This is a genomic window from Mesorhizobium sp., assembly GCF_965229135.1.
Lineage (GTDB): Bacteria > Pseudomonadota > Alphaproteobacteria > Rhizobiales > Rhizobiaceae > Mesorhizobium.
Genome location: NZ_OZ245860.1, coordinates 161,299 through 181,575, shown reverse-complemented (window position 1 = coordinate 181,575; position 20,277 = coordinate 161,299). Strand labels below are relative to the sequence as shown.

The following is a 20,277-nucleotide window of genomic DNA, read 5'->3' as shown; positions in this document are numbered from 1 at the left end:
ACAAAATAGCGCGCAGTTGCCGGCGCGCCCTAAGAATCACTGATAGGAAACCAGCGTTGCACCATTTTCATGGCTGAAATCTGGCTTCACGCCAAGCATGGCGGCAGAGCGTCTGATGATATTGCCTGCCATAACCCCCGCATTCGCGGCCGCGACGTCCGTCATGCCGGGCTTTTCCGGGTGCGGAGCGTCGGCGATCGTAAACACGAGGTATTGCGGATCGTCGATCGGGAAGGCGGCGACGAAGGTATTGAAATTCAAGTCCTTCGAGTAGCGCCCGTTGATGACCTTCTCGGCCGTTCCGGTCTTGCCGCCGACGCGGTAGCCGGGGACCCTGGCGTTTCTGGCCGAGCCCTTCTCGGCGTTGAGCGAATAGAGGTAGCGCATGCCCTCGACGGTCTTGTCGTTGACCACTTTCTTGGCCAGCGCCATCGCCTCCTGCTGCGTGCGCACGAGGAAGGTCGGGTTCATCAGGTAGCCGCCATTCATCAGCGCCGCGCAGCCGACAGCCGCCTGCAGCGGCGTAGTCGACACGCCATGCCCGAAGGCAATGGTGAACGAGTTGACCTGTTTCCACACCCTCGGCTCGGTCGGGCGGGCAACTTCCGGCAGTTCGGTCTGCATCTTGTCCAGGATTCCAAGGCGATGCAGGAATTCGCGGTGGCCCTCGATGCCGACCAGTTCGGCCTCCCTCGCCGACCCGATGTTGGACGAATAGAGGAACACCTCAGGCAACGACAACACACGGTTCTTGCCGTGGAAGTCGTGAATGGCCTGATGGCCGACCCGGATTGGATGCGAAGCGTCGAAGCGGCTGGCCATCGTCGCCTTGCCGGAATCGAGCGCCATGGCCGACGTGAAGCTCTTGAAGGTCGAGCCCATCTCGTAGAGGCCCGCCGACATCCGGTTCAGCCGGTCCTTTTCCTGCGCATTGTAGGGATTGTTCGGATCGAAATCCGGCACCGAGGCCATGGCCACCACTTCGCCGGTCTTGACGTTGAGCACGACGGCGCCGGCGCCCAGGGCGCGATAGCGCTCCAGGCCGGCCGCGATCTCGTCGCGCACCACATGCTGGACGCGCAGATCGATCGACAGTTTCACCGGCTTGAGGTCCTTGGCAATCGCCAGGCCCGACGCCTGCAGGTCGCTGAGGCCCTGCTCGTCGATGTATTTCTCCATGCCGGAGATGCCCTGATTGTCGATGTTGGTCATGCCGACAATGTAGGACGAGGTTTCGCCGCTCGGATAGAAACGGCGCTTCTCGGTGCGGAAGCCAAAGCCGGGAATGCCGAGCTGCATGATGTCGGACTGCTGCTTGGGCGTCAGCTGCCGCTGCAGCCAGACGAAGCCGGCGCCGCTCTTCAGCTTGTGGTAGGTCTGCTCATAGTCGATCTCCGGCAGCACCGTCGACAGTTTCTCGATCGCTTCGTCGGCATCGACGATGCGGCGCGGCTCGGCAAACAGCGATGCGGTCTTGATGTCTGTCGCCAGCACCTCGCCATTGCGGTCGACGATGTCTGGCCGCGATGCCGTCACCCGGCTCTGCGGTCCCCCCGACATGTCGGGGGTCTGGAAGCCCAGATAGACCAGGCGGCCGGCAATGGTGGAGAAGATGCCAAAGAACACCGCCATCGTCATGACGATGCGGGTCTTGCCCTTGCCGCCAGTCGCCTTGCGGGCGCCCTCGACGACGATCGATCCTTCAGCCGGCTTGGCGCGGCGCTTGAGCAGCTTGCCGATCATTGGGCGATGCCTCCGGTCACGACGGGGTCCTGGCCGCCCGAAGGCGCCTTGCCGGAATTGTCAGCCATGCCATCCCCGCGTCCCTTCAGGATGTCCTGAATGTCGAGAGTCTTGGCCGGCAGATCGCCCAAGCCGACGATCTGGCGCGCGCTGACCGGCTCGAGTGCGAGCTGCGACTTGTAGAGCTCGGTCAGTTTCTGCAGCCGTGACGGCTGGGTGAGCAGGCTCCAATCGGCCTTGAGCAGGTCGATCGTTTCCTCCTCGTAGCGGATCTGCGCCTGGATCTTCTGCACAGACGCCAATTGTTCCTCGGCCTCGCGCTTGGTCTTGTAGGTCAACGCCGCCGCGGCAACCATGACGGCGATCAGGACTATGTCGCTGGTACGAAACACGTGCTCACCTCTCTCCAGGCCGATCGTTGCCGGGAAGTTTTGGGCCGGGAAGTTTGGGCAGGCCGAAAATCGAAACGTCGCCGGCGCGCGCTGGCGCGTCCGTGCGAACCGCGGCGCGCAACCTGGCGGAGCGCGATCGCGGATTGGCGGAGATCTCGGCATCGCCCGGGGTCACGCCCCCGCCCGCCTTGCGGAAGGTGGCGGTGCGCGCCTGCGCCTCGGGCAGATGCCGCGAGCCTGTCATGGCGTCGGCGCGATCGGCAATGAAGCGCTTGACGATACGGTCTTCCAGCGAATGAAAAGTCACCACGGCCAGCCGTCCGCCGGGCTTGAGCGCCCGCTCGGCCGCGAACAGCGCCTTGGCCAGTTCGCCAAGCTCGTCATTGACGAAGATGCGCAGCGCCTGGAAGACGCGGGTAGCCGGATGGATCTTGTCCTTGGGCGCGCGGCCGATATGCGTCTCGATGGCGTCGGCCAGATCGAGCGTGCGCTCGAAGGGACGCTTTTCGCGACGGCTCTCGATCATGCGGGCGATGCGGCCTGCCTGACGCTCCTCGCCAAGGAAACCGAATATGCGGGCCAGGTCGCCCATCTTGAAAGAGTTGACGACATCGGCGGCGCTGAGGCCCGCCTGCGCCATGCGCATGTCGAGCGGGCCGTCGGCTCGAAACGAAAAACCCCGCTCCGGCTGGTCGATCTGCATGGAGGAGATACCGATGTCGAGCACCACACCGTCAACGCTTTCGACGTGCTCGTCCAGCGTCGAGAACGGTGCCTGGACCAGCGTCAGCCGGCCAGCCGACTGCGCTTCCAGCGCACGCCCGGCGGCGATCGCGTCCGGATCGCGGTCAATGGCCACGACCGAGGCGCCGGCCGCCAGGATGGCCCTCGTATAGCCACCGGCGCCGAACGTGCCGTCGACGATCACATCGCCTTGCGCCGGCGAAAGCGCTTCGAGCACTTCGCCAAGGAGGACCGGAATGTGGCGGGCCGGTCCGCCAACGGCGTTGAGGTCATCGCCGTCGCCAGCCATCATTCCGGTCGCTCCCCAGGCTTCGTCCCCTGCCGAAGCTGCAACAGCCGGGCCCGGGCTTGCGCGCCGTAGGCCGCCAGCCGTCCCGGCTCCCAGATCTGAAAGAAATTGCCGCGACCAACAAAGGCCGCCTCCGCCGAAATGCCGGTGTGCTCGCGGATGAAATCGGTCATCGTGATGCGGCCGTCCTGGTCGAGCTTCAGGAACGTCCCATCGCCATGGCAGAAGAACGACATGTCGTCCGCCGTCTGAAGGAAAGGATCCTCCTGAGCGATCCGCTGCTCGTAGCGATCGAGCAGATCCAGGCCGCCGACATCCATCGCCGGCAGGTCGAGACAGCGCAACGCGTAGAGTTCCGAATAGCCGCGCTTCTGCACAACGGCGCGGAAATGCGCGGGAACGGAAACCCGTCCCTTCGCATCGATCCTGCTCACCGTGTTTGAGAGAAAGCGGTCCATCATCCGTTACAGCCGCTTGCGCCGCCGCACCCCTCTCCAACTTGCTGTTCGCGCCGCCGCGGCGCGTTCCCCGTCCAGAATCAAGCACGCCCGCAGGGGCAAAAACCGGCAAACGCGCAACCGCCGCGGCTGCCCGATTGGCGTACGCTTCACCCTGACGCTGAACGAAGGCTTGAGTATCGAAATGGGATATCATGGGGCACTATGGGCGTCAACGGGAACAGGCTTCACAAACACGCGCGCCAGGACGAATGAGAGCAGCCTTGACGGCACGTCCCGTCTTTATGATCCATTAAGCCTAACGAACCGTTTAGAGCCGCGTGGCCCAACCGGACGCTGCTTGCCGCGCGCGCCGGCCCGGCATAGCGTCGTCGGCAATTCTTCGGTCGAGTACAGGATAAAAGAATCGATGGCTGATACGGCGAACACACGCGCTGCCGAACTTCCGCATCTGCGCAACAGCGGGTTCGCCAAGGGTGACCCGATCGCCCTGCCCTTGACCATGGCCACGATCTTCCACACGCCGGGCGACGCCGCCGGTTTCGATCAGTATGGCCGCTTCAGCAACCCGACCTGGAAAGCGGTCGAGCACATGCTGGCACATCTGGAAGGCGCGCCATGTGTCGGCTTCCCTTCCGGAATGGGCGCCATCTCGGCCGTGTTCTTCGCCCTGCTCAAGGCCGGCGACCGCGTCTTGCTGCCTTCGGACGGCTATCATGCGACAAGGGCGCTGGCCGACCGCTTCCTGAAGCCGTTCGGCATCGCCTATGATGTTCGGCCGACATCGACATTCCTCGACGGCGGCTTTGACGGCTATCGCCTTGTCTTCGTCGAAACCCCGTCCAATCCGAGGCTCGACATCTGCGATATCACGGCGGTCGCCGAAGCCGTTCACAAGGCCGGTGGGCTCCTCGTCGCCGACAACACAACGATGACGCCCTTCGGCCAGCGCCCGCTCGACCATGGCGCCGACATTGTGGTCGCCGCCGACACCAAGGCGCCCAACGGCCACTCCGATGTGCTGTTCGGCCATGTCGCCAGTCGTAATACGCAGGCCATTGCCGCCGTCACCGACTGGCGCGAAACCGCGGGCGGCATTCCCGGTCCGTTCGAGGCCTGGCTGGTGCATCGCGGTCTCGAAACACTCGATGTTCGTTTCGACCGCATGTGCTCTTCCGCCGAAGTGATCGCGCGTCGGCTCCAGGACCACCGGGCCGTCAGCGGCCTGCGCTATCCCGGGCTGGAAGGCGACCCGTCACACAACCTTGCCCGCGTCCAGATGGAACGTTTCGGTTTTCTCGTCTCCTTCGAGCTCGCCTCGGAGGAAAAGGCCGAGGATTTCATCAACAATTGTGCGCTGATGCAGGCCGCGACTTCCTTCGGCGGCGTTCATACCGCAGCCGAGCGTCGCGCAAAGCGGGGCGATGCGGTGCCACCCGGTTTCGTGCGCCTGTCGGTTGGCTGCGAGCCTTTGGAAGAGCTCTGGAAGGCAATCGAGGCATCGCTGGACAAGATTGGCAGCTGAAAGCGCCCGTCAGGGGCTGATGTCATCGGCGCCTATCTTGCGTCGACCGTGCAGGACTCGAACGATTTCGATCGCGTCGTCATGCACGCGGTACAAGGTGAGATAGTCGCCGACCAGGAGATGACGGACTCCGGGCGCGATGTCCTCGCGCGGCGCGCCTGAGAAAGGGTAAACCACCAATTGCTGCCAGCGGGCCTCGATCCGGTCCAGTAGCCGATCCGCCGCAGACTCGTTGTCGCGTCCGACATGGAGCCAGATCGCGATCAGATCATCTTCGCAGTGCGATGTTCTGACAATTGGCAGCACGCTCATGCCGCGTTGTCGGACTTCAATCGCTTGCGGGCTTCGGCCTTGATCTCTTCCATCGATCCAAATCGTCCCGGCCCGCTGTCGATACCCTCCTGCACCAGCTTGCGCAGTTCCTCCAGCGTATAGCCATGCAGGTCGCGCCGGTCCTTCCATTGCCGCAATGCGTCGCGGATCACTTCACTGGCCGAAGCGTATTCTCCGGCGGCGACCACGTCGTCCACCGCCGCCGCCAATTCGGGTGAGAGGGTTATGCTGCGTTTGTCGACCTGCCCCACGGCACAAGCTCCTGATGCTTCCGTCTAGAAAGGTACGATTTAATCGCACCATTTTCAAGAAAGGCGCACGCTTGGAACCCATGAATCCGCAAGTGCGCCCGTAGGCGCAACCTGCTGATTATCAGGGAACCTCCCAGCGACATCCGGGTAAATTGCCAGCTGGCCTGTAAGCCGGGTTCTGTATGGCCCTCGCCCCTTTCGGCGCGAGAACGTGGCGGCCATTCATCTTGGGCGCATGTTGCCATGCGCCTCACGCAACCTACCCGGACGGTGAGCCGGAAACAGCCCTCGAGGGTTTCCCCTCGCACCGCCCCTATTCGGTTTTGCTCCCGGTGGGGTTTACCGTGCCGCTCCTGTTGCCAGTCGCGCGGTGGGCTCTTACCCCACCCTTTCACCCTTACCACGAAGATCGTGGCGGTTTGCTTTCTGTGGCACTTTCCCTGGGGTCGCCCCCGCCGGCCATTAACCGGCACCGTGTCTCCATGGAGCCCGGACTTTCCTCACCCGCAGCCTTTCGGCTCTTGCTGGTGCGGCCGCCCAGCCAGCTGGCAAGGCGTATAAAGGGGTTCATGCCGCAAAACGCAAACGAAAAAAGCAGCTTATCACCCGCCCTCTTGGCGACTTTTGCCGCTTATGCGGGCGCGCCGAGCGCCGCCAACTGTACCTTGACCTTGCTGCAATAGGCCGCCGAGATCGGGTTCATCCGCGTGGCGCCATGGCCTGCATTGTATTTCAGGATCGTGCCACAAGTCGTGCCACCACCCAGATCCCTGGCCATGGCCAGATACTTCATGCCGAATTTGATGTTGGTTTCGGGATCGAACAGACCCTTGGCCGAACCGTTGTAGCCCATCATCCGCGCCGTGGCCGGCTTGATCTGCATCAGGCCGATCTCACCGGCGCCGCCGACCATGTTCGGTCTGTAGTTGCTCTCGATCTTGATGACGGCGTTTGCCAGCGACACCGGCACGCCATAGCTTGCCGCGTAACGCGCGACGATCGCCGAATACTGCCCGCCACCGGCGGCCGCGGCCGATGCCGCCGCATTGAGCGGGCCGATCGACGCCGTCGTCGTCATGTCGATGTTTGTGCTGTTGCGCTTGGCGTAACGCTTGCCGATTGGCTTCTTCGTGCTCGTCGAGGCGACCCTTTCCACCCTGGCTTTCTTCGCCCCTTTCAGACCGCGGCTGGCCGACGCCTTGCTGGTGGTTGCCTTGGGGCTTGTGGCGGAAGTAGGAAGGAGACCCTGGTCGGCCCGAGGGCTCAACGAAGCGGCATTGGCCACGCTGAAGGCAAAAGTCATTACGCCGGCAGCAAGAGCTGCCGTTACAACGGTCAATTTCTGCATTTGATCCTGTTCTGTCTGAACCGCGCGAAGACATCACGCGGCAACGCTCAATCTACATCGGCACATCCCGGGGCGGAGGTCCGACAATTTGTACGGAGCGTCGTTTGAAGGCCGATTTGGCGTCAATGAAGGCGGGGCAAGTCACTTTGAGTGACAGTTTGTAATTTAAACGCCTGAGAAAGATTACTTGGAGGCGATTGCCGTTACGGAAGCCAGCAGCCTTTGCAGGGTGCGGATGGTCGATGAATCGGCAAGTCCTTCCACCCTGCGCGGCCGGAAATGCCGCTGAAACGCCTCGACGACGATTTCGGTCTGGCGGTCGAAATCTCCAGTGATCTCCACGCCATAGCCGTAGAGCGCGAGCATGGACTGCAGCGCCTCGACATCGGCGCCCGCGTCACCAGCCTTCAGCACCGCTCCGCCCCGGATCGGTGAGGCCGGGACAAGATGGCCGACCCCAGCCGCGAACAGGGCTTTCCATGGGAATTTCTCGCCAGGATCGATCTTGCGGCCCGGGGCCACGTCGGAATGGGCGAGCACGCGCTGCGCGGGAATGGAATGGCGACCCACGATCCCGAGGCAAAGGCCGATCACGGCGTCGATCTGCCGTTTCGGGAAGTTGGGGTAGCCGAGCGAATGCCCGGGATTGACGATTTCAATGCCGACCGAGCAGGAATTGATGTCCGTGCGGCCAAACCACGAGCTCTTGCCGGCATGCCAGGCGCGGTCGCTTTCCCTGACCATCTGGACGATGCGGCCATCCTCATGGACGAGATAGTGCGACGAGACCTCGCTGGCCGGATCGCAAAGCCAGGCCTCGGCGCCTGCGCCGGTCCCCATGCCCGTGTAATGCAACACGATCATGTCGGGCCTCGGCGTGTCGCGCCGCGGGCCGAAATTCGGCGATACCCTGACCTCGGCGTTCGGCTCGTCGGGCAGGAAACCGCTCATGCGTGCCGCAGGCCCCGCTCGATCATCTCATAGGCAGCATTGATGGCCGCCACTCTCGTGGTTGCGATCTTGATGAATTCCTGCGGCAAGCCACGCGCGATCAGCCGGTCCGGGTGATTGTCGGATACCAGCTTGCGATAGCGCTTCCTGACTTCCTCGAACGGCTTGCCACGCTCGATGCCCAAGACGACATAGGGATCCGCCGCACCCAGATTGACGTGTCGGGCCAGGATGCTCTCGTAATGAGCCTCGTCAATGCGGAAGATTTCGGCGATGCGATGCAGGAACAGGCCCTCGCGCTCGTGGATCAGCCCATCGGCCTTGGCGATGTGGAACAGGCCGTCAAGTATGTCTTCCAGCATCACGCAATTCGAATGCCCGGAGCCGCACATCTGCGCCATCCGTTCGGCGTAAATCTCGAAGCCGGCCACATCCTGCTGTGCCAGGTTGTACAGCCGCGCGACATTGCGCGTCTCGGAGGGCGGCACCTCGAATATTTCCTGGAACGCGCGCACTTCGTCCTGCGTGACGATGCCGTCGGCCTTGGCCATCTTGGCCGACAGCGCGATCATGGCCACCGAGAACGCGACGCGGCGGCGCAAATCCGCGTCTCCGGAGAAAACCGTGCGCACTGCCTCGACCACGTCGGCAACGCCCGACGACGCCGAAGACGAAACGCGTGTGATGAAGTCGCCGAGGCGGTCCCAAATCGACATGGGCGCTTCTTAGAACCAACTGGCCGTCCCTATCAAGCCGGGACAATGCCGCAGCGACAACCAATAGCAAGAAGGCCGGCATGGCCGGCCTTCTCAAACGCATCATACGAATACTCGGTTACTGCGCGGGTGCCGCGGGCGCTGGTGTTGCCGGAGCCGGTTCGGCCGGCTTGGTCGCATCGGGCGTAGCAGGCTTCATAGGCTGCTCCGCCGCCGGCGGATTGGTGCTTTGGGTGGTGGTCTTGTCGGTGCCGCTGTCGCTGCACGCCGCGACGCCGAAAATGGCCAGGGCGGAAACAGAAGCTAGAATGAGCTTTTTCATGGACATCTCTCCTTCAAAAGACGTTCACGTTCCAGTGAACGGTCGACAGGGAAATGCGCGGTGCCCTCACCTGGTTGCGTCACGTTGCGTGTCGGATTGTAACACCCACTGCATCATCACTGGGCGTTGCCGGTCGACCGTTTGCATTCTAACAAGTCGTAGCCGCCTGCTGGAGAGAGCACTGCCATGACCGCGAAATGGGACTTCTGGATCGATCGCGGTGGCACTTTCACCGATGTCATCGGCCGCGACCCGCGGGGCGGGCTCCATCCGCGCAAGCTACTGTCGGAGAATCCCGAAGCCTATGCCGATGCCGCGATCCAGGGCATTCGCGACCTGCTCGGCGTGGAGCCCGGGGCGGACATCCCCACCGGTCGGATAGGCGACATCAAGATGGGCACCACCGTCGCCACCAACGCGCTGCTCGAGCGAAAGGGCGATCGCGTCCTGCTGCTCATCACCAAGGGCTTTCGCGATGCCCTGAAGATCGCCTATCAGGCGCGGCCCGATATCTTCGCCAAGGAAATCATCCTTCCCGAACAGCTCTACGAGCGCGTCATCGAGATTGACGAGCGCGTGCGCGCCGATGGCTGCGTCGAGCGTCTGCTCGATATCGCCGCTTGTCGCCCGGCCATCGAGCAAGCCAAGGCCGACGGCATCGATGCGGTGGCGATCGTTTTCATGCACGCCTGGAAATATCCCGACCACGAGAAGGCGGTGGCGAAGGTCTGCCGAAAGCTCGGATTCGGCCAAGTCTCGGTCAGCCACGAAGTGTCGCCGCTGATCAAGCTGGTTGGCCGTGGGGACACGGCCGTGGTCGATGCCTATTTGTCGCCGATCCTGTCGAGATATGTACAGAGGGTCGCGGGGGAGTTGGGGATTATAGCAGGCAGCACCGGCGCTACCCCTCATCCGCCCGCCGGCACCTTCTCCCCGTATAGTGACGAGGAGAAGGAAAGCTCTCCGACGCTGGCGAGCCCCTCTCCCCGTTCTTCTCGGGGAGAGGGTAAGGGTGAGGGACAGCGCCAGCCCCACCTCATGTTCATGATGTCCTCGGGCGGTCTTACCGCCGCCGACATGTTCCAGGGCAAGGACGCGCTTTTGTCCGGCCCGGCTGGCGGCGTCGTCGGCATGGTCGAGACGGCAAAACTCGCCGGCTTCGAAAAAGTCATCGGCTTCGACATGGGCGGCACCTCGACCGATGTCGCCCACTATGATGGCGAGTATGAGCGCGCCTTCGACACCGAGGTTGCCGGCGTGCGCATCCGCGCGCCGATGATGCGCATCCACACGGTCGCCGCCGGCGGCGGCTCGATTCTGCATTACGAGGCCGGCCGCTTTCGTGCCGGACCTGATTCCGCCGGCGCCAATCCCGGTCCGGCTGCCTACCGGCGCGGCGGCCCGCTGGCCGTCACCGACGCCAATGTCATGCTGGGCAAGCTGCGGCCGGATTTTTTCCCCGCCATCTTCGGGCCAGGCCAGGACCAGCCGCTCGATGTGGAAACAGTGCGCCAGAAATTCATCGCATTGGCCGCCGAAATCGGCGATGGCCGAACACCCGAGGCAGTCGCGGAAGGTTTTGTCACCATCGCCGTCGAGAACATGGCCAACGCCATCAAGAAGATCTCCGTGCAGCGTGGCTACGACGTCACCGAATATCTCCTGAACTGCTTTGGCGGCGCCGGCGGCCAGCATGCCTGCCTTGTCGCCGATGCGCTTGGCATGGAGGCGGTGCTGATCCATCCCTTCTCCGGCCTGCTTTCGGCCTATGGCATCGGATTGTCCTCGGTATTTGCCTCGCGCCAGCAGGCGCTGCTGATGCCATTGGCTGACGGCTCCAAGCCTGCAATCGACGATCTCATCGCGGTCCTGCGCAATGCGGTGGTCGCGGAACTCGCGGCGCAGAACATTGCCGAAAGCGCCGTTGCGGCAAGGCCGGTGCTGCAGATTCGCTACGACGGCACCGACACGGCGCTGCCGGTGAATTTCGGGCACGGCTCGATCGAGCAAGCCAGAAGCGATTTCGAAACCGCCCACAAGGCGCAGTTCGGCTTCATCTACGACGACAAGCCGATGATCGTCGAAACCGTCGGTGTCGAAGGCACGGAGACCGGCAACCAGCAAAACGCCGAAGCCTGCGCGCCGGCAGGACCGGCGGGGGTCGACGCCAAGTCTTTGGAAAGCCGACGCCTCTACACGGAAGGACGGTGGCACGAGGCAGGTGTCTACCGCCGCGAAGACCTGCGCCCATCCAATGTGGTCGCCGGTCCCGCCCTGATCATCGAGCCGAACCAGACCATCGTCGTCGAGCCGGGCTGGCGGGCGGAAATCACAAATCTCAACCACGTCGTGATCCGCCGTACTGAAAGGAAGGCGCGCACCGCCGCCCTGGGCACGCAGGCTGATCCGGTGATGCTCGAGGTCTTCAACAACCTGTTCATGTCGATCGCCGAGCAGATGGGCGTGACGCTGCAGAACACCGCCTACTCCGTCAACATCAAGGAAAGGCTCGACTTTTCATGCGCTGTCTTCGACCGCACCGGCGCGCTGGTCGCCAACGCACCGCACATGCCCGTCCACCTGGGCTCGATGGACCGCTCGGTCGAAACCATCATCCGGCTGAACGCCGGCGACATCCATCCCGGCGACGTCTTTGCGCTCAACGCGCCCTACAATGGCGGCACGCATCTGCCGGATATCACCGTGGTGACGCCGGTGTTCGACGATGCTCGCAAGGAGATCCTTTTCTACACCGCCTCGCGCGGCCACCACGCTGATATCGGCGGCACCGCGCCCGGTTCCATGACGCCGCTTGCCACCACGGTCGACGAGGAAGGCGTGCTGTTCGACAATTTCCGCATCGTCGATCGCGGCAGGTTCCGCGAGGCGGAATTGCACACATTGCTGACCGACCACCCCTACCCCGCGCGCAATCCGCACCAGAACATCGCCGACCTCAAGGCACAGATTGCCGCCAACGAGAAAGGCGTCGCCGAACTGCGCAAGATGGTCGATCATTTCGGCCTCGATGTCGTCGAGGCCTATATGGGCCATGTACAGGACAATGCGGCGGAAAGCGTGCGCCGGGTACTGGAGCGACTGCCCGACAGTTCCGAGTATGAATATCCGACCGACACCGGCCAAGTGATCAAGGTCAAGATCAGCGTCGACCGCGAGAAGCGCGAGGCGACCGTCGACTTCACGGGTACGTCGCCGGTGATGAAGAACAATTTCAACGCGCCCGAGCCGGTTGCCCGCGCCGCCGTCCTCTACGTCTTCCGCGTCATGGTCGAGGACATGATCCCGATGAACGCCGGATGCCTGCGCCCGATCAACATCATCATTCCCGACGGCTCGATGCTGAAACCCGCCTACCCTGCCGCTGTCGTGGCCGGCAATGTCGAAACCTCGCAGCATGTCACCAACGCGCTGTTCGGCGCCATGGGCGCGATGGCCAATGCTCAAGGGACCATGAACAACCTGACCTTCGGCAACAAGCAGTACCAGTATTACGAGACGATCTGCTCGGGCTCGCCCGCCGGCCAGATGAATTCCGGCCGTGGCTTTGCCGGCACGTCCGGCGTCCACACCCACATGACCAACTCGCGCCTTACCGATCCGGAGGTGCTGGAACTGCGCTTTCCCGTCGTGCTCGAGGATTTTCACATCCGCGAGGGATCCGGCGGCAAGGGCAAATGGGACGCTGGCGACGGCACGAAGCGCACCATCCGCTTCCTCGAACAGATGGAATGCGCGATCCTGTCCTCGCATCGCAACCGCCCGCCACAGGGATTGGACGGCGGCGGCGACGGCGAAGTCGGTTCTACCAAGGTGCGTCGCAAGGACGGCGCTGTCGAGGTGTTGAAGGCCTGCGACCAGACGACGCTCGATGCGGGCGAGGCTGTCATCGTCGCCACGCCAACACCAGGAGCCTTTGGCAGGGCGTAACGCGAAATGACAACTACGCCCCGGCCGACATTGCCTCTGGTGAGATTGTCCGCTTCATCCTGGCGATCATCGGCTTCTCTATCCGTTCGTGAACACCCAACGACGCGAGCACCGAAGCAAAGATCCCGATCGTGACAATCACGTTCGGGCCGACCGGATACAAGACCCATACGACGGCCAGCCCGGAAAGCAGTATTGGGTGTACAAGGTAGAGGGAGTAGGACGCCCCACCCAGGTAGGTCCATATGCTCCTGTGCGACTGTATGTGCATGGTACCGTAGACGATAAGAATAGCCGGTATCCCGAGAACGGCCACACGTTGGATATTCTGCTCTCCCGTCAAAAAGAGCTCATTGTAGCCGTTTGGAATGACCATGAACCAAGCCGCCAGCAGAAGAGCACAAATCCCCAGCGGCAACATGGCAAAACCCCACCTGACCTTGCCAACCCTGGCAATCAGAACGCCTGCGACAAACTCCAGGATGATAGGGTTGCCCAGGAACTGAAAGACGGGCCCGACCCAACGAAGCAGAAATGCACCGCTGAAGATGGCCAGGAGGACATATAGCCACCGCCGATCCAACAGCACCAGCGCGACCGCTGCGTAAAAGAGCATTTCGAAACACAGCGTCCAGGCCGATCCAATCGCAGGTGCTACCATTCTGTCGGTTGCCGGCCACAACAACACCGTCGCCAGGATGTTGCGCCAGCCCAATGCGGGGCCGATAGCCACAATAGGGATCGCCGCGATGCTGCACAGCAGATAGATTGGGACAATCCTGAGCAGCCGTGCCCGGATGAATTCGGCGGCCGTTCTGCCAGGCGCCACCGTCGCCATGATCACTCCAGAGATGACAAAAAAGATGTCGACCCCGGCCGAGCCCACGAGCGCAAGTTCGTAGGGGACGATTCCGATGCCGGAAATCCGGGCCGCGGATTGCACCGCATGTAAAAAAACGACCATCAGCGCGGCTACGAACCGCAGCACTTGGAGAGACCAGATCATCTATAGCTGGAGACCGCTTCAACCATTTTCATCCATTGCCCTCCTTGAAGTGAAAACGTCTGTGCGTATCCAAACAAAACTTCATGACTTTATCATACTGTGTACAGATGAAATATAATTATTTTCTTTAGAAATTAAAATGAACATAGCATGGCCCGTATAGACTTTAACAAGCTTATTAGAATAAATTAATATAAGACTTTTTCTGGAAAGGCTCCTGCGTGCATCGCGGTGACCAAGCGCGGAAAGCGACGAAGAACTGGCGGTGACTGGCCCGCAACAATAGTTCAATCAATATCTCGCGAACACGCCGACAAGCATCGGCCTATGCCTCGGCGAAGAGCCCTCTTCCGGGAAGGACGTGGCTCGGGTGCAGCGGCGGGCAAACGCGGAGAGCCAAACGATTTCGGGCGCGGCACAAAGCGTGGGATTGGCGCCATCCAACGTCAACAGACTGTCACTGGCCTGTCATCACCCTGCGATACCCGCTTGCGACAAAGCAAATGGGGAATCATCTCGCTATGACGGACGTTTCGGGAGAACTCGTTTTCCGCCGCGGCAAGGAAGTTGGAAAGGCCGTCTACCAGAACCGCCCGCTTTCGAAAGCCGGCATTTCCGAGCGGCTTTTCGCCTTCCTCTTCTCTGGTCTCGTCTACCCGCAGATCTGGGAAGACCCCGATGTCGACATGGAAGCCATGCAGCTTGGCCACGGACATCGCGTCGTCACCATCGCCTCGGGCGGCTGCAATATCCTCGCCTATCTCACCCGCTCGCCGGCAACGGTCGACGCTGTCGATCTCAACACGGCTCACATCGCGCTGAACCGCATGAAGCTGCAGGCCGTGCGTCATCTGCCGTCGCAAGGCGATCTGTTCCGCTTCTTCGGCGCGGCCGACACAAGCCACAATTCGGAAGCCTACGACCGCTTCATCGCGCCGCATCTCGATCCGGTCAGCCGGCAATACTGGGAACGCCGCAATTGGCGCGGCCGCCGGCGCATCGCGGTCTTCGACCGCAATTTCTACCAGACGGGGCTGCTCGGCCTGTTCATCGCCATGGGTCACCGCACGGCGAAATTCTTCGGCGTCGATCCCGCCGGCATCATGGCGTCGAAAACGATTGCCGACCAGCGGCGCTTCTTCAATGAGGAACTGGCGCCGGTCTTCGACAGGCCGCTGTTGAAATGGGCGACATCGCGCAAGGCCTCGCTGTTCGGCCTCGGCATCCCGCCGGCCCAGTACGATTCATTGATCACCTCGGGCGACGGCACCATGGCCAGTGTCCTGAAAGCACGGCTTGAAAAGCTGGCCTGCGATTTCCCTCTGAAGAACAACTACTTCGCCTGGCAGGCTTTTGCACGGCGCTACCCGAACCCGGGCGAAGCCGCCCTGCCCGCCTATCTGGAGAAGAGCAACCACGCGACGATCCAAAGGAATGTCGATCGCGTCACCATCCATCACGCCAACCTAATCGAATTCCTCGCCGCCAAGGATGCCGGCAGCGTCGATCGCTTCGTGCTGCTCGACGCGCAGGACTGGATGACCGACGAACAGTTGAACGCGCTGTGGGCCGAGATCACCCGCACCGCGTCCGCCGGTGCCCGGGTCATCTTCCGTACCGCCGCCGAGCCCAGCCTGTTGCCCGGCCGCGTCTCCACGTCGCTGCTCGACCAATGGAATTATGAGACCGAGGCCTCGCGTGAATTCTCGGCCCGCGACCGTTCGGCCATCTATGGCGGTTTCCACCTCTATGTGAAGCGCTGACCATGAGCAGCACCGAGTTGCCTGCCGGCCACGCCGAACTGATGGACGGCGTCTACCGCTGGCAGCGCCACATCTATGACCTGACCCGCAAATACTATCTGCTCGGCCGCGACAGGCTGATAGAAGGGCTCGACGTGCCGGCCGGCGGCACGGTGCTGGAACTCGGCTGCGGCACCGGCCGCAACATCATCCTTGCCGCCCGCCGGTATCGGGATGCCCGCTTCTTCGGTCTCGATATCTCATCGGAAATGCTGGAAACGGCCAGCGCTGCGATCGCCCGCGAAGGCCTGTCGGCGCGCGTCGGGCTCGCCAAGGGCGACGCCACGGATTTCGACGCCGGAACGCTGTTCGGCCAGGCGACTTTCGATCGCATATTCGTTTCATACTCGCTGTCGATGATCCCCGGCTGGGAAAAAACCGTTGCCGCCGCCCTCGCCGCCCTTTCGCCCCGGGGGTCGCTGCACATCGTCGATTTCGGCCAGCAGGAGGGCCTGCCGCGCTGGTTCCGTTCCCTGTTGCGCGGCTGGCTACGGAAATTCCACGTCGAACCGCGCGCCAATCTGCGCGAGGTTCTGGACTCGGAATCTCGGCGGGCCGGCGCAACCTTTTGTTTCAGAACGCTTTATCGTGGCTACGCGTGGCTGGCCGTGCTCGGATCGCGCCGCGATTAATGTAGCGCCTTCACCAACGCTCCCACCATCGCCTGGGGCCGATAGCCAAGTTTGGCCGGCGTCAGCCCTAGCCGCACCACCACCAATTGCTCGGACGGTATGATGGTCACGGTCTGGCCGTCATGCCCTTCCATCCAGAATGTATCCTTGGGCAAGCCGGCCGCCACGCCGGCGCCGGGATTCTCTTCATCGCCCGGCCCCTCGATCCACACTTGGCCCTTGCCGTAGGCCTTCGAAGCGGGCGCCGGTTCGCGCATCCAGTCGACGAAACCGGCCGGCAGGATAGCGTTGCCGTTCCAGACGCCACCCTGCAGCAGGAACTGACCGAACCGTGCCCAGTCATGCGCCGAGGCGTAGAGATAGGACGAGCCGACGAATGTGCCCTGTTCGTCGGTCTCCAGCACGGCGCTGTGCATGCCCAGTGGGTCGAACAGCGCGGTGCGCGGCCATGCCAGCGCCTTGTCCTTGTCGCCGATCGCATCCTGCCACAGCCTCGACAGCATCACCGCCGTGCCGCTCGAATAGGAAAACACCTTGCCCACGTCAGCCGCCAGCGGCTTGGAGGCGGCAAAGCCAGCCATGTCGGGCTCGAGGTAGAGCATGCGCGTCACATCGGCGACGTCACCGTAATCCTCGTTGAATTGCAGGCCGCTCGACATCGCCATCATGTCCGCCAGGCTGATGGCGGCACGGCCGTCGGCTTTCCATGGACCGAACAGGCCCTGGTTGGTCACCGCCATCTTGCCGTCCTTCACCAGCGTGCCGATGATCGCCGCGTTCACCGTCTTGGTCATCGACCAGCCGAGCAGCGGCGTTTTCCGCGAAAAGCCGTCGCCATAGCGCTCGGCGACGATGCGGCCGTTCTTGACCACCACCACCGCGCGCATGCCGCTGCCGGTCAGCGCCGTATCGTCCAGCAGCTTCGAAATCACCGGGTTCTTTGAAGCATCGACGCGTTCGCCGTCCGGCCACAACGCATCCGCCGATACATCCTGTGGCGCAGCGGACGGTTCGGCACGCAGCTTTGTCTGCCGGGCCTTGCTCAGATTGCCATCCGGAACCGAAGCGCAGCCGACCCCGTCGCGGGCAATGGCCACGCTCTTGCCGAGTTCGCCAAGCAGCCCCGCCGAGACCGTGCCCCTGTTCTTGTCCACGGAAACCCACATCAGCCTGAGCAGCGGATTGCCCGGCGCCTGCACGTCGACAGCCAGCACCTGCCTGGCGTCACGGCCGGCAAGGAAGACATTCGAACAGACGATCTTGGCCGAGTAGCCCGAACCGACGCGGATCAGCTCCGGCGGAGCAATGTAGAGCCAGGCAAACAGCGCGGCGACCACCAGTACAATCAAGCCAACTAGCCATTTGATGATCTTGAAGAGGATCCGCATCTTTCACCCCGTTTCGACCGGGGTGCGTCCCCATGTCATCGATTTGCCGCCATTGCTTCCGCAAATCATGGCTCTTGTCGAGCGCCGTCAACCGAATATCAACCATGATCGGCGATCACCAGAGATGCTGGACGATCCTGTGGGGTGATCGTTCGGGGGACAAACAGGGGCCCAGGACAACAAACCCATCAGCGGCCGGCTGAACCCGGCTCAGGAGAAGCGATGCGCCGTTTCGCGGCCCTCATCATGCTGTCGCTGCTGGGCGCATGCTCGACCGTCGACGATCTGGCGCCGGTGTCGTCGAGCACGACGACAGTCGTGGTGCGCGCGCCGCGCTTTGCCGACTCCAAGCCGCATGAATGGGTCAGCAGCGCGCCCTGGAACTATGCGGTCCACGGCACCGACGTCTCCAAATACCAGACATCGGTCGACTGGCCGGCAGCCAAGGCCAGCGGCATTTCCTTCGCCTTCATCAAGGCGACGGAGGGCGGCGACCGCTTCGACGAGTATTTCAACGAGCATTGGAGCCGCACGAAAGCCAACGGAATCCCGCGCGCGGCCTATCATTTCTACTATTTTTGCACCCCCGCCGCCGTGCAGGCGCGCTGGTTCATCCAGAACGTGCCCAACGATCGCTCTTCCATGCCGCCGGTGCTCGACATGGAATGGAACCCGCAGTCGCCCACCTGCAAGCTGCGCCCCGACCCGGCCACGGTGCGCGCGGAGATGAACGTCTTTCTCGAGATGGTCGAGAAGCATTACGGCAAGAAACCGATCATCTACACCTCGGTCGATTTCTTCGACGACAACAACCTGTCGACATACCGCGGCTATCCCTACTGGCTTCGCTCGGTGGCCGGTCATCCCCGCGAGAAATATGGCAGCCATCCCTTCACCTTCTGGCAGTACACCGGAACCGGCATCGTTCCGGGGATGACAGGCAAGTCCGACATCAACGTTTTCAACGGCACGGAAGCCGCATGGAACAAGTGGCTGCGGCAGAACACCCGTTGACACCGGGCGTTTCGCCTGCTTTTCGACACAGCCAGCGGTAATATCTGCAACCGCCGGTAATCCAGAGCCCAGAGTCCAGGTGGACGCTTAGGGGTTGCTCTGCGTTTCAATGTCGGAAGGAAGTCCATGCTCTTGCGTTCCCAAGCCCTCGCGGCGCTGTTTTTGTGCGCCACGGCGCTGCCGGCGATGGCGCAGGAATGCGGCGGCGATTTCGAAGCCTGGAAACAGGGTGTGGCAGCGGAAGCCAAGGCGGCCGGCGTCGGCAAGATCGGCCTTGATGCGCTGGAAGACGCGACGATCGACGACAGGGCGCTGGCGCGCGATCGCGCCCAGGGCGTCTTCTCACAGACCTTCATCCAATTCTCCAACCGCATGATCTCGGCCTACCGGCTGAAGCAGGGCGCGGCGAACATGAAGAAATACGCCGACGTCTTCGCCCGCGCGGACCAGCAGTTCGGTGTCCAGGCGCCCGTGATCACCGCCTTCTGGGCACTGGAAACGGATTTTGGCGCCGTGCAGGGCGATTTCCACACGCTGAGCGCCCTGGTGACGCTGTCGCATGATTGCCGCCGCCCGCAGCTTTTCCGCCCGCAGCTGGTGCCGCTTTTGGAGCTGATCGATCGCGGCGTTCTGCCGGCCGACGTTCAGGGCGCCTGGGCCGGCGAGATCGGCCAGACACAGATCCTGCCTTCCGACTATCTGGCCCGCGGCGTCGACGGCGACGGCGACGGCAAGATCGACCTGCGCAAAAGCGTGCCCGACGTGATCATGACCACGGCCAACAAGGTGCTGTCACGCGGCTGGAAGCGCGACGAACCCTGGATCCAGGAAGTGCGCGTGCCCGACGAGATGCCCTGGGACCAGACCGGGCGCACCAACAAATTGCCGCTGACACAGTGGGCGCAGTGGGGCGTCACCAACCCCGACGGCTCGCCGCTGGTCGACAAGGGCCTGAAGGCCGGCCTGGCGCTGCCCATGGGCCGCAAAGGACCGGCCTTCCTCACCTATGAGAATTTCGACGTCTATCTCGAATGGAACCAGTCCTTCACCTACGCGCTGACGGCGGCCAACCTCGCCGCGCGCCTCGCCGGCGCGCCGCCGCTCGATCCGCGCAACCCCGAGCCGGGCCTCAACAATGACCAGATGAAGGCCTTGCAGACAAAGCTCGAGGCCAGGGGTTACGACGTCGGAACGGTCGACGGAATCCTGGGCACCAACACCCGCGAAGCCATCCGCAAGGAGCAGATGCGGCTCGGATTGCCCGTGGATGGCTGGCCGACGCCGGAGTTGTTGGCGAAGCTTTAGGTAGGCAGTAGGCAGTAGGCAGTAGGCAGTAGGCAGTAGGCAGTAGGCAGTAGGCAGTAGGCAGTGAAAAAATTGCTGGGAAGCAGAAATTTGCAACCCTAATGCCTAAT

Annotated in this window: 18 protein-coding genes and 1 other RNA gene; 6 read left to right on the top strand and 13 right to left on the bottom strand. The window is 62.6% G+C overall.

The genetic code is table 11. The features are described 5' to 3' along the window. Positions 1–36: 36 nt before the first annotated feature. From ACO07C_RS00805 to mraZ, 4 genes are read right to left on the bottom strand one after another with little or no spacing between them, the layout of a single operon-like run. Positions 37–1,743, bottom strand: coding sequence for a peptidoglycan D,D-transpeptidase FtsI family protein (locus ACO07C_RS00805; protein ID WP_421912336.1), 1,707 nt, complete (start codon positions 1,741–1,743; stop codon positions 37–39). Beyond that, a complete protein-coding gene (gene ftsL, locus ACO07C_RS00800) occupies positions 1,740–2,135 on the bottom strand; it encodes a cell division protein FtsL (RefSeq protein ID WP_421912335.1) in 396 nt (131 codons plus the stop codon). The genes ACO07C_RS00805 and ftsL overlap by 4 nt, the downstream gene beginning before the upstream one ends. A gap of 4 nt (positions 2,136–2,139) precedes the next feature. Then, a complete protein-coding gene (gene rsmH, locus ACO07C_RS00795; RefSeq protein WP_421912334.1) occupies positions 2,140–3,171 on the bottom strand; it encodes a 16S rRNA (cytosine(1402)-N(4))-methyltransferase RsmH in 1,032 nt (343 codons plus the stop codon). Further along, positions 3,168–3,626, bottom strand: coding sequence for a division/cell wall cluster transcriptional repressor MraZ (gene mraZ, locus ACO07C_RS00790; protein WP_421917415.1), 459 nt, complete (start codon positions 3,624–3,626; stop codon positions 3,168–3,170). The genes rsmH and mraZ overlap by 4 nt, the downstream gene beginning before the upstream one ends. Before the next feature lie 409 nt (positions 3,627–4,035). Between mraZ and ACO07C_RS00785 the strand changes: the two genes are divergently transcribed. Next, positions 4,036–5,151 carry a cystathionine gamma-lyase gene (locus tag ACO07C_RS00785; protein WP_421912333.1) on the top strand — a complete coding sequence of 372 codons (1,116 nt, stop codon included), beginning with the start codon at positions 4,036–4,038 and terminating at the stop codon, positions 5,149–5,151. Positions 5,152–5,160: 9 nt separating this feature from the next. On the opposite strand, the gene ACO07C_RS00780 is transcribed toward ACO07C_RS00785, so the two are convergent. From ACO07C_RS00780 to ACO07C_RS00750, 7 genes are all read right to left on the bottom strand, one after another. Then, positions 5,161–5,463, bottom strand: a complete 303-nt coding sequence (locus ACO07C_RS00780) for a type II toxin-antitoxin system RelE/ParE family toxin (RefSeq protein WP_421912332.1) — start codon at positions 5,461–5,463, stop codon at positions 5,161–5,163. After that, complete coding sequence (locus ACO07C_RS00775) at positions 5,460–5,735, bottom strand: type II toxin-antitoxin system ParD family antitoxin (RefSeq protein ID WP_421912331.1); 276 nt, start codon at positions 5,733–5,735, stop codon at positions 5,460–5,462. The genes ACO07C_RS00780 and ACO07C_RS00775 overlap by 4 nt, the downstream gene beginning before the upstream one ends. A gap of 151 nt (positions 5,736–5,886) precedes the next feature. Beyond that, positions 5,887–6,284, bottom strand: an RNA gene (gene rnpB, locus ACO07C_RS00770) — RNase P RNA component class A. Positions 6,285–6,366: 82 nt separating this feature from the next. Then, a complete protein-coding gene (locus ACO07C_RS00765) occupies positions 6,367–7,083 on the bottom strand; it encodes a lytic transglycosylase domain-containing protein (RefSeq protein ID WP_421912330.1) in 717 nt (238 codons plus the stop codon). Positions 7,084–7,266: 183 nt separating this feature from the next. Next, positions 7,267–8,034 (bottom strand): N-acetylmuramoyl-L-alanine amidase, encoded by a 768-nt coding sequence (locus ACO07C_RS00760; protein WP_421912329.1) that lies wholly within the window; start codon positions 8,032–8,034, stop codon positions 7,267–7,269. After that, positions 8,031–8,750, bottom strand: coding sequence for a TerB family tellurite resistance protein (locus ACO07C_RS00755; protein ID WP_421912328.1), 720 nt, complete (start codon positions 8,748–8,750; stop codon positions 8,031–8,033). The genes ACO07C_RS00760 and ACO07C_RS00755 overlap by 4 nt, the downstream gene beginning before the upstream one ends. A 118-nt stretch (positions 8,751–8,868) precedes the next feature. Next, entirely contained in the window at positions 8,869–9,072 is a 204-nt protein-coding gene (locus ACO07C_RS00750; RefSeq protein WP_421912327.1) for a hypothetical protein, read from the bottom strand. Between the two features lie 186 nt (positions 9,073–9,258). Between ACO07C_RS00750 and ACO07C_RS00745 the strand changes: the two genes are divergently transcribed. Continuing rightward, positions 9,259–13,020 carry a hydantoinase B/oxoprolinase family protein gene (locus ACO07C_RS00745; RefSeq protein WP_421912326.1) on the top strand — a complete coding sequence of 1,254 codons (3,762 nt, stop codon included), beginning with the start codon at positions 9,259–9,261 and terminating at the stop codon, positions 13,018–13,020. Between the two features lie 13 nt (positions 13,021–13,033). On the opposite strand, the gene ACO07C_RS00740 is transcribed toward ACO07C_RS00745, so the two are convergent. After that, positions 13,034–14,026, bottom strand: a complete 993-nt coding sequence (locus tag ACO07C_RS00740; RefSeq protein WP_421912325.1) for an acyltransferase family protein — start codon at positions 14,024–14,026, stop codon at positions 13,034–13,036. Positions 14,027–14,547: 521 nt separating this feature from the next. Here ACO07C_RS00740 and ACO07C_RS00735 point away from each other — a divergent pair. Together ACO07C_RS00735 and ACO07C_RS00730 are read left to right on the top strand one after the other, a co-directional pair. Then, positions 14,548–15,789, top strand: a complete 1,242-nt coding sequence (locus tag ACO07C_RS00735) for a DUF3419 family protein (protein WP_421912324.1) — start codon at positions 14,548–14,550, stop codon at positions 15,787–15,789. A gap of 2 nt (positions 15,790–15,791) precedes the next feature. Beyond that, a complete protein-coding gene (locus ACO07C_RS00730) occupies positions 15,792–16,460 on the top strand; it encodes a class I SAM-dependent methyltransferase (protein WP_421912323.1) in 669 nt (222 codons plus the stop codon). Here the strand turns inward: ACO07C_RS00730 and ACO07C_RS00725 are convergent. After that, positions 16,457–17,848 carry a serine hydrolase domain-containing protein gene (locus ACO07C_RS00725; protein ID WP_421912322.1) on the bottom strand — a complete coding sequence of 464 codons (1,392 nt, stop codon included), beginning with the start codon at positions 17,846–17,848 and terminating at the stop codon, positions 16,457–16,459. The two genes, ACO07C_RS00730 and ACO07C_RS00725, sit on opposite strands and share 4 nt — an antisense overlap. Positions 17,849–18,070: 222 nt before the next feature. On the opposite strand from ACO07C_RS00725, the gene ACO07C_RS00720 reads away from it, so the two are divergent. Further along, a complete protein-coding gene (locus ACO07C_RS00720; RefSeq protein WP_421912321.1) occupies positions 18,071–18,862 on the top strand; it encodes a GH25 family lysozyme in 792 nt (263 codons plus the stop codon). 126 nt (positions 18,863–18,988) lie between these two features. Beyond that, positions 18,989–20,167, top strand: coding sequence for a lytic murein transglycosylase (locus ACO07C_RS00715; RefSeq protein ID WP_421912320.1), 1,179 nt, complete (start codon positions 18,989–18,991; stop codon positions 20,165–20,167). Positions 20,168–20,277: the final 110 nt, after the last annotated feature.

Coding starts and splice junctions, on each gene's coding strand:
- ACO07C_RS00715 (WP_421912320.1), top strand. CDS start 18,989: ATGCTCTTGCGTTCCCAAGCCCTCGCGGCGCTGTTTTTGTGCGCCACG.
- ACO07C_RS00765 (WP_421912330.1), bottom strand. CDS start 7,083: ATGCAGAAATTGACCGTTGTAACGGCAGCTCTTGCTGCCGGCGTAATG.
- ACO07C_RS00785 (WP_421912333.1), top strand. CDS start 4,036: ATGGCTGATACGGCGAACACACGCGCTGCCGAACTTCCGCATCTGCGC.
- ACO07C_RS00735 (WP_421912324.1), top strand. CDS start 14,548: ATGACGGACGTTTCGGGAGAACTCGTTTTCCGCCGCGGCAAGGAAGTT.
- ACO07C_RS00755 (WP_421912328.1), bottom strand. CDS start 8,750: ATGTCGATTTGGGACCGCCTCGGCGACTTCATCACACGCGTTTCGTCT.
- ACO07C_RS00805 (WP_421912336.1), bottom strand. CDS start 1,743: ATGATCGGCAAGCTGCTCAAGCGCCGCGCCAAGCCGGCTGAAGGATCG.
- rsmH (WP_421912334.1), bottom strand. CDS start 3,171: ATGATGGCTGGCGACGGCGATGACCTCAACGCCGTTGGCGGACCGGCC.
- ACO07C_RS00745 (WP_421912326.1), top strand. CDS start 9,259: ATGACCGCGAAATGGGACTTCTGGATCGATCGCGGTGGCACTTTCACC.
- ACO07C_RS00740 (WP_421912325.1), bottom strand. CDS start 14,026: ATGATCTGGTCTCTCCAAGTGCTGCGGTTCGTAGCCGCGCTGATGGTC.
- ACO07C_RS00720 (WP_421912321.1), top strand. CDS start 18,071: ATGCGCCGTTTCGCGGCCCTCATCATGCTGTCGCTGCTGGGCGCATGC.
- mraZ (WP_421917415.1), bottom strand. CDS start 3,626: ATGGACCGCTTTCTCTCAAACACGGTGAGCAGGATCGATGCGAAGGGA.
- ACO07C_RS00780 (WP_421912332.1), bottom strand. CDS start 5,463: ATGAGCGTGCTGCCAATTGTCAGAACATCGCACTGCGAAGATGATCTG.
- ACO07C_RS00750 (WP_421912327.1), bottom strand. CDS start 9,072: ATGAAAAAGCTCATTCTAGCTTCTGTTTCCGCCCTGGCCATTTTCGGC.
- ACO07C_RS00730 (WP_421912323.1), top strand. CDS start 15,792: ATGAGCAGCACCGAGTTGCCTGCCGGCCACGCCGAACTGATGGACGGC.
- ACO07C_RS00725 (WP_421912322.1), bottom strand. CDS start 17,848: ATGCGGATCCTCTTCAAGATCATCAAATGGCTAGTTGGCTTGATTGTA.
- ACO07C_RS00760 (WP_421912329.1), bottom strand. CDS start 8,034: ATGAGCGGTTTCCTGCCCGACGAGCCGAACGCCGAGGTCAGGGTATCG.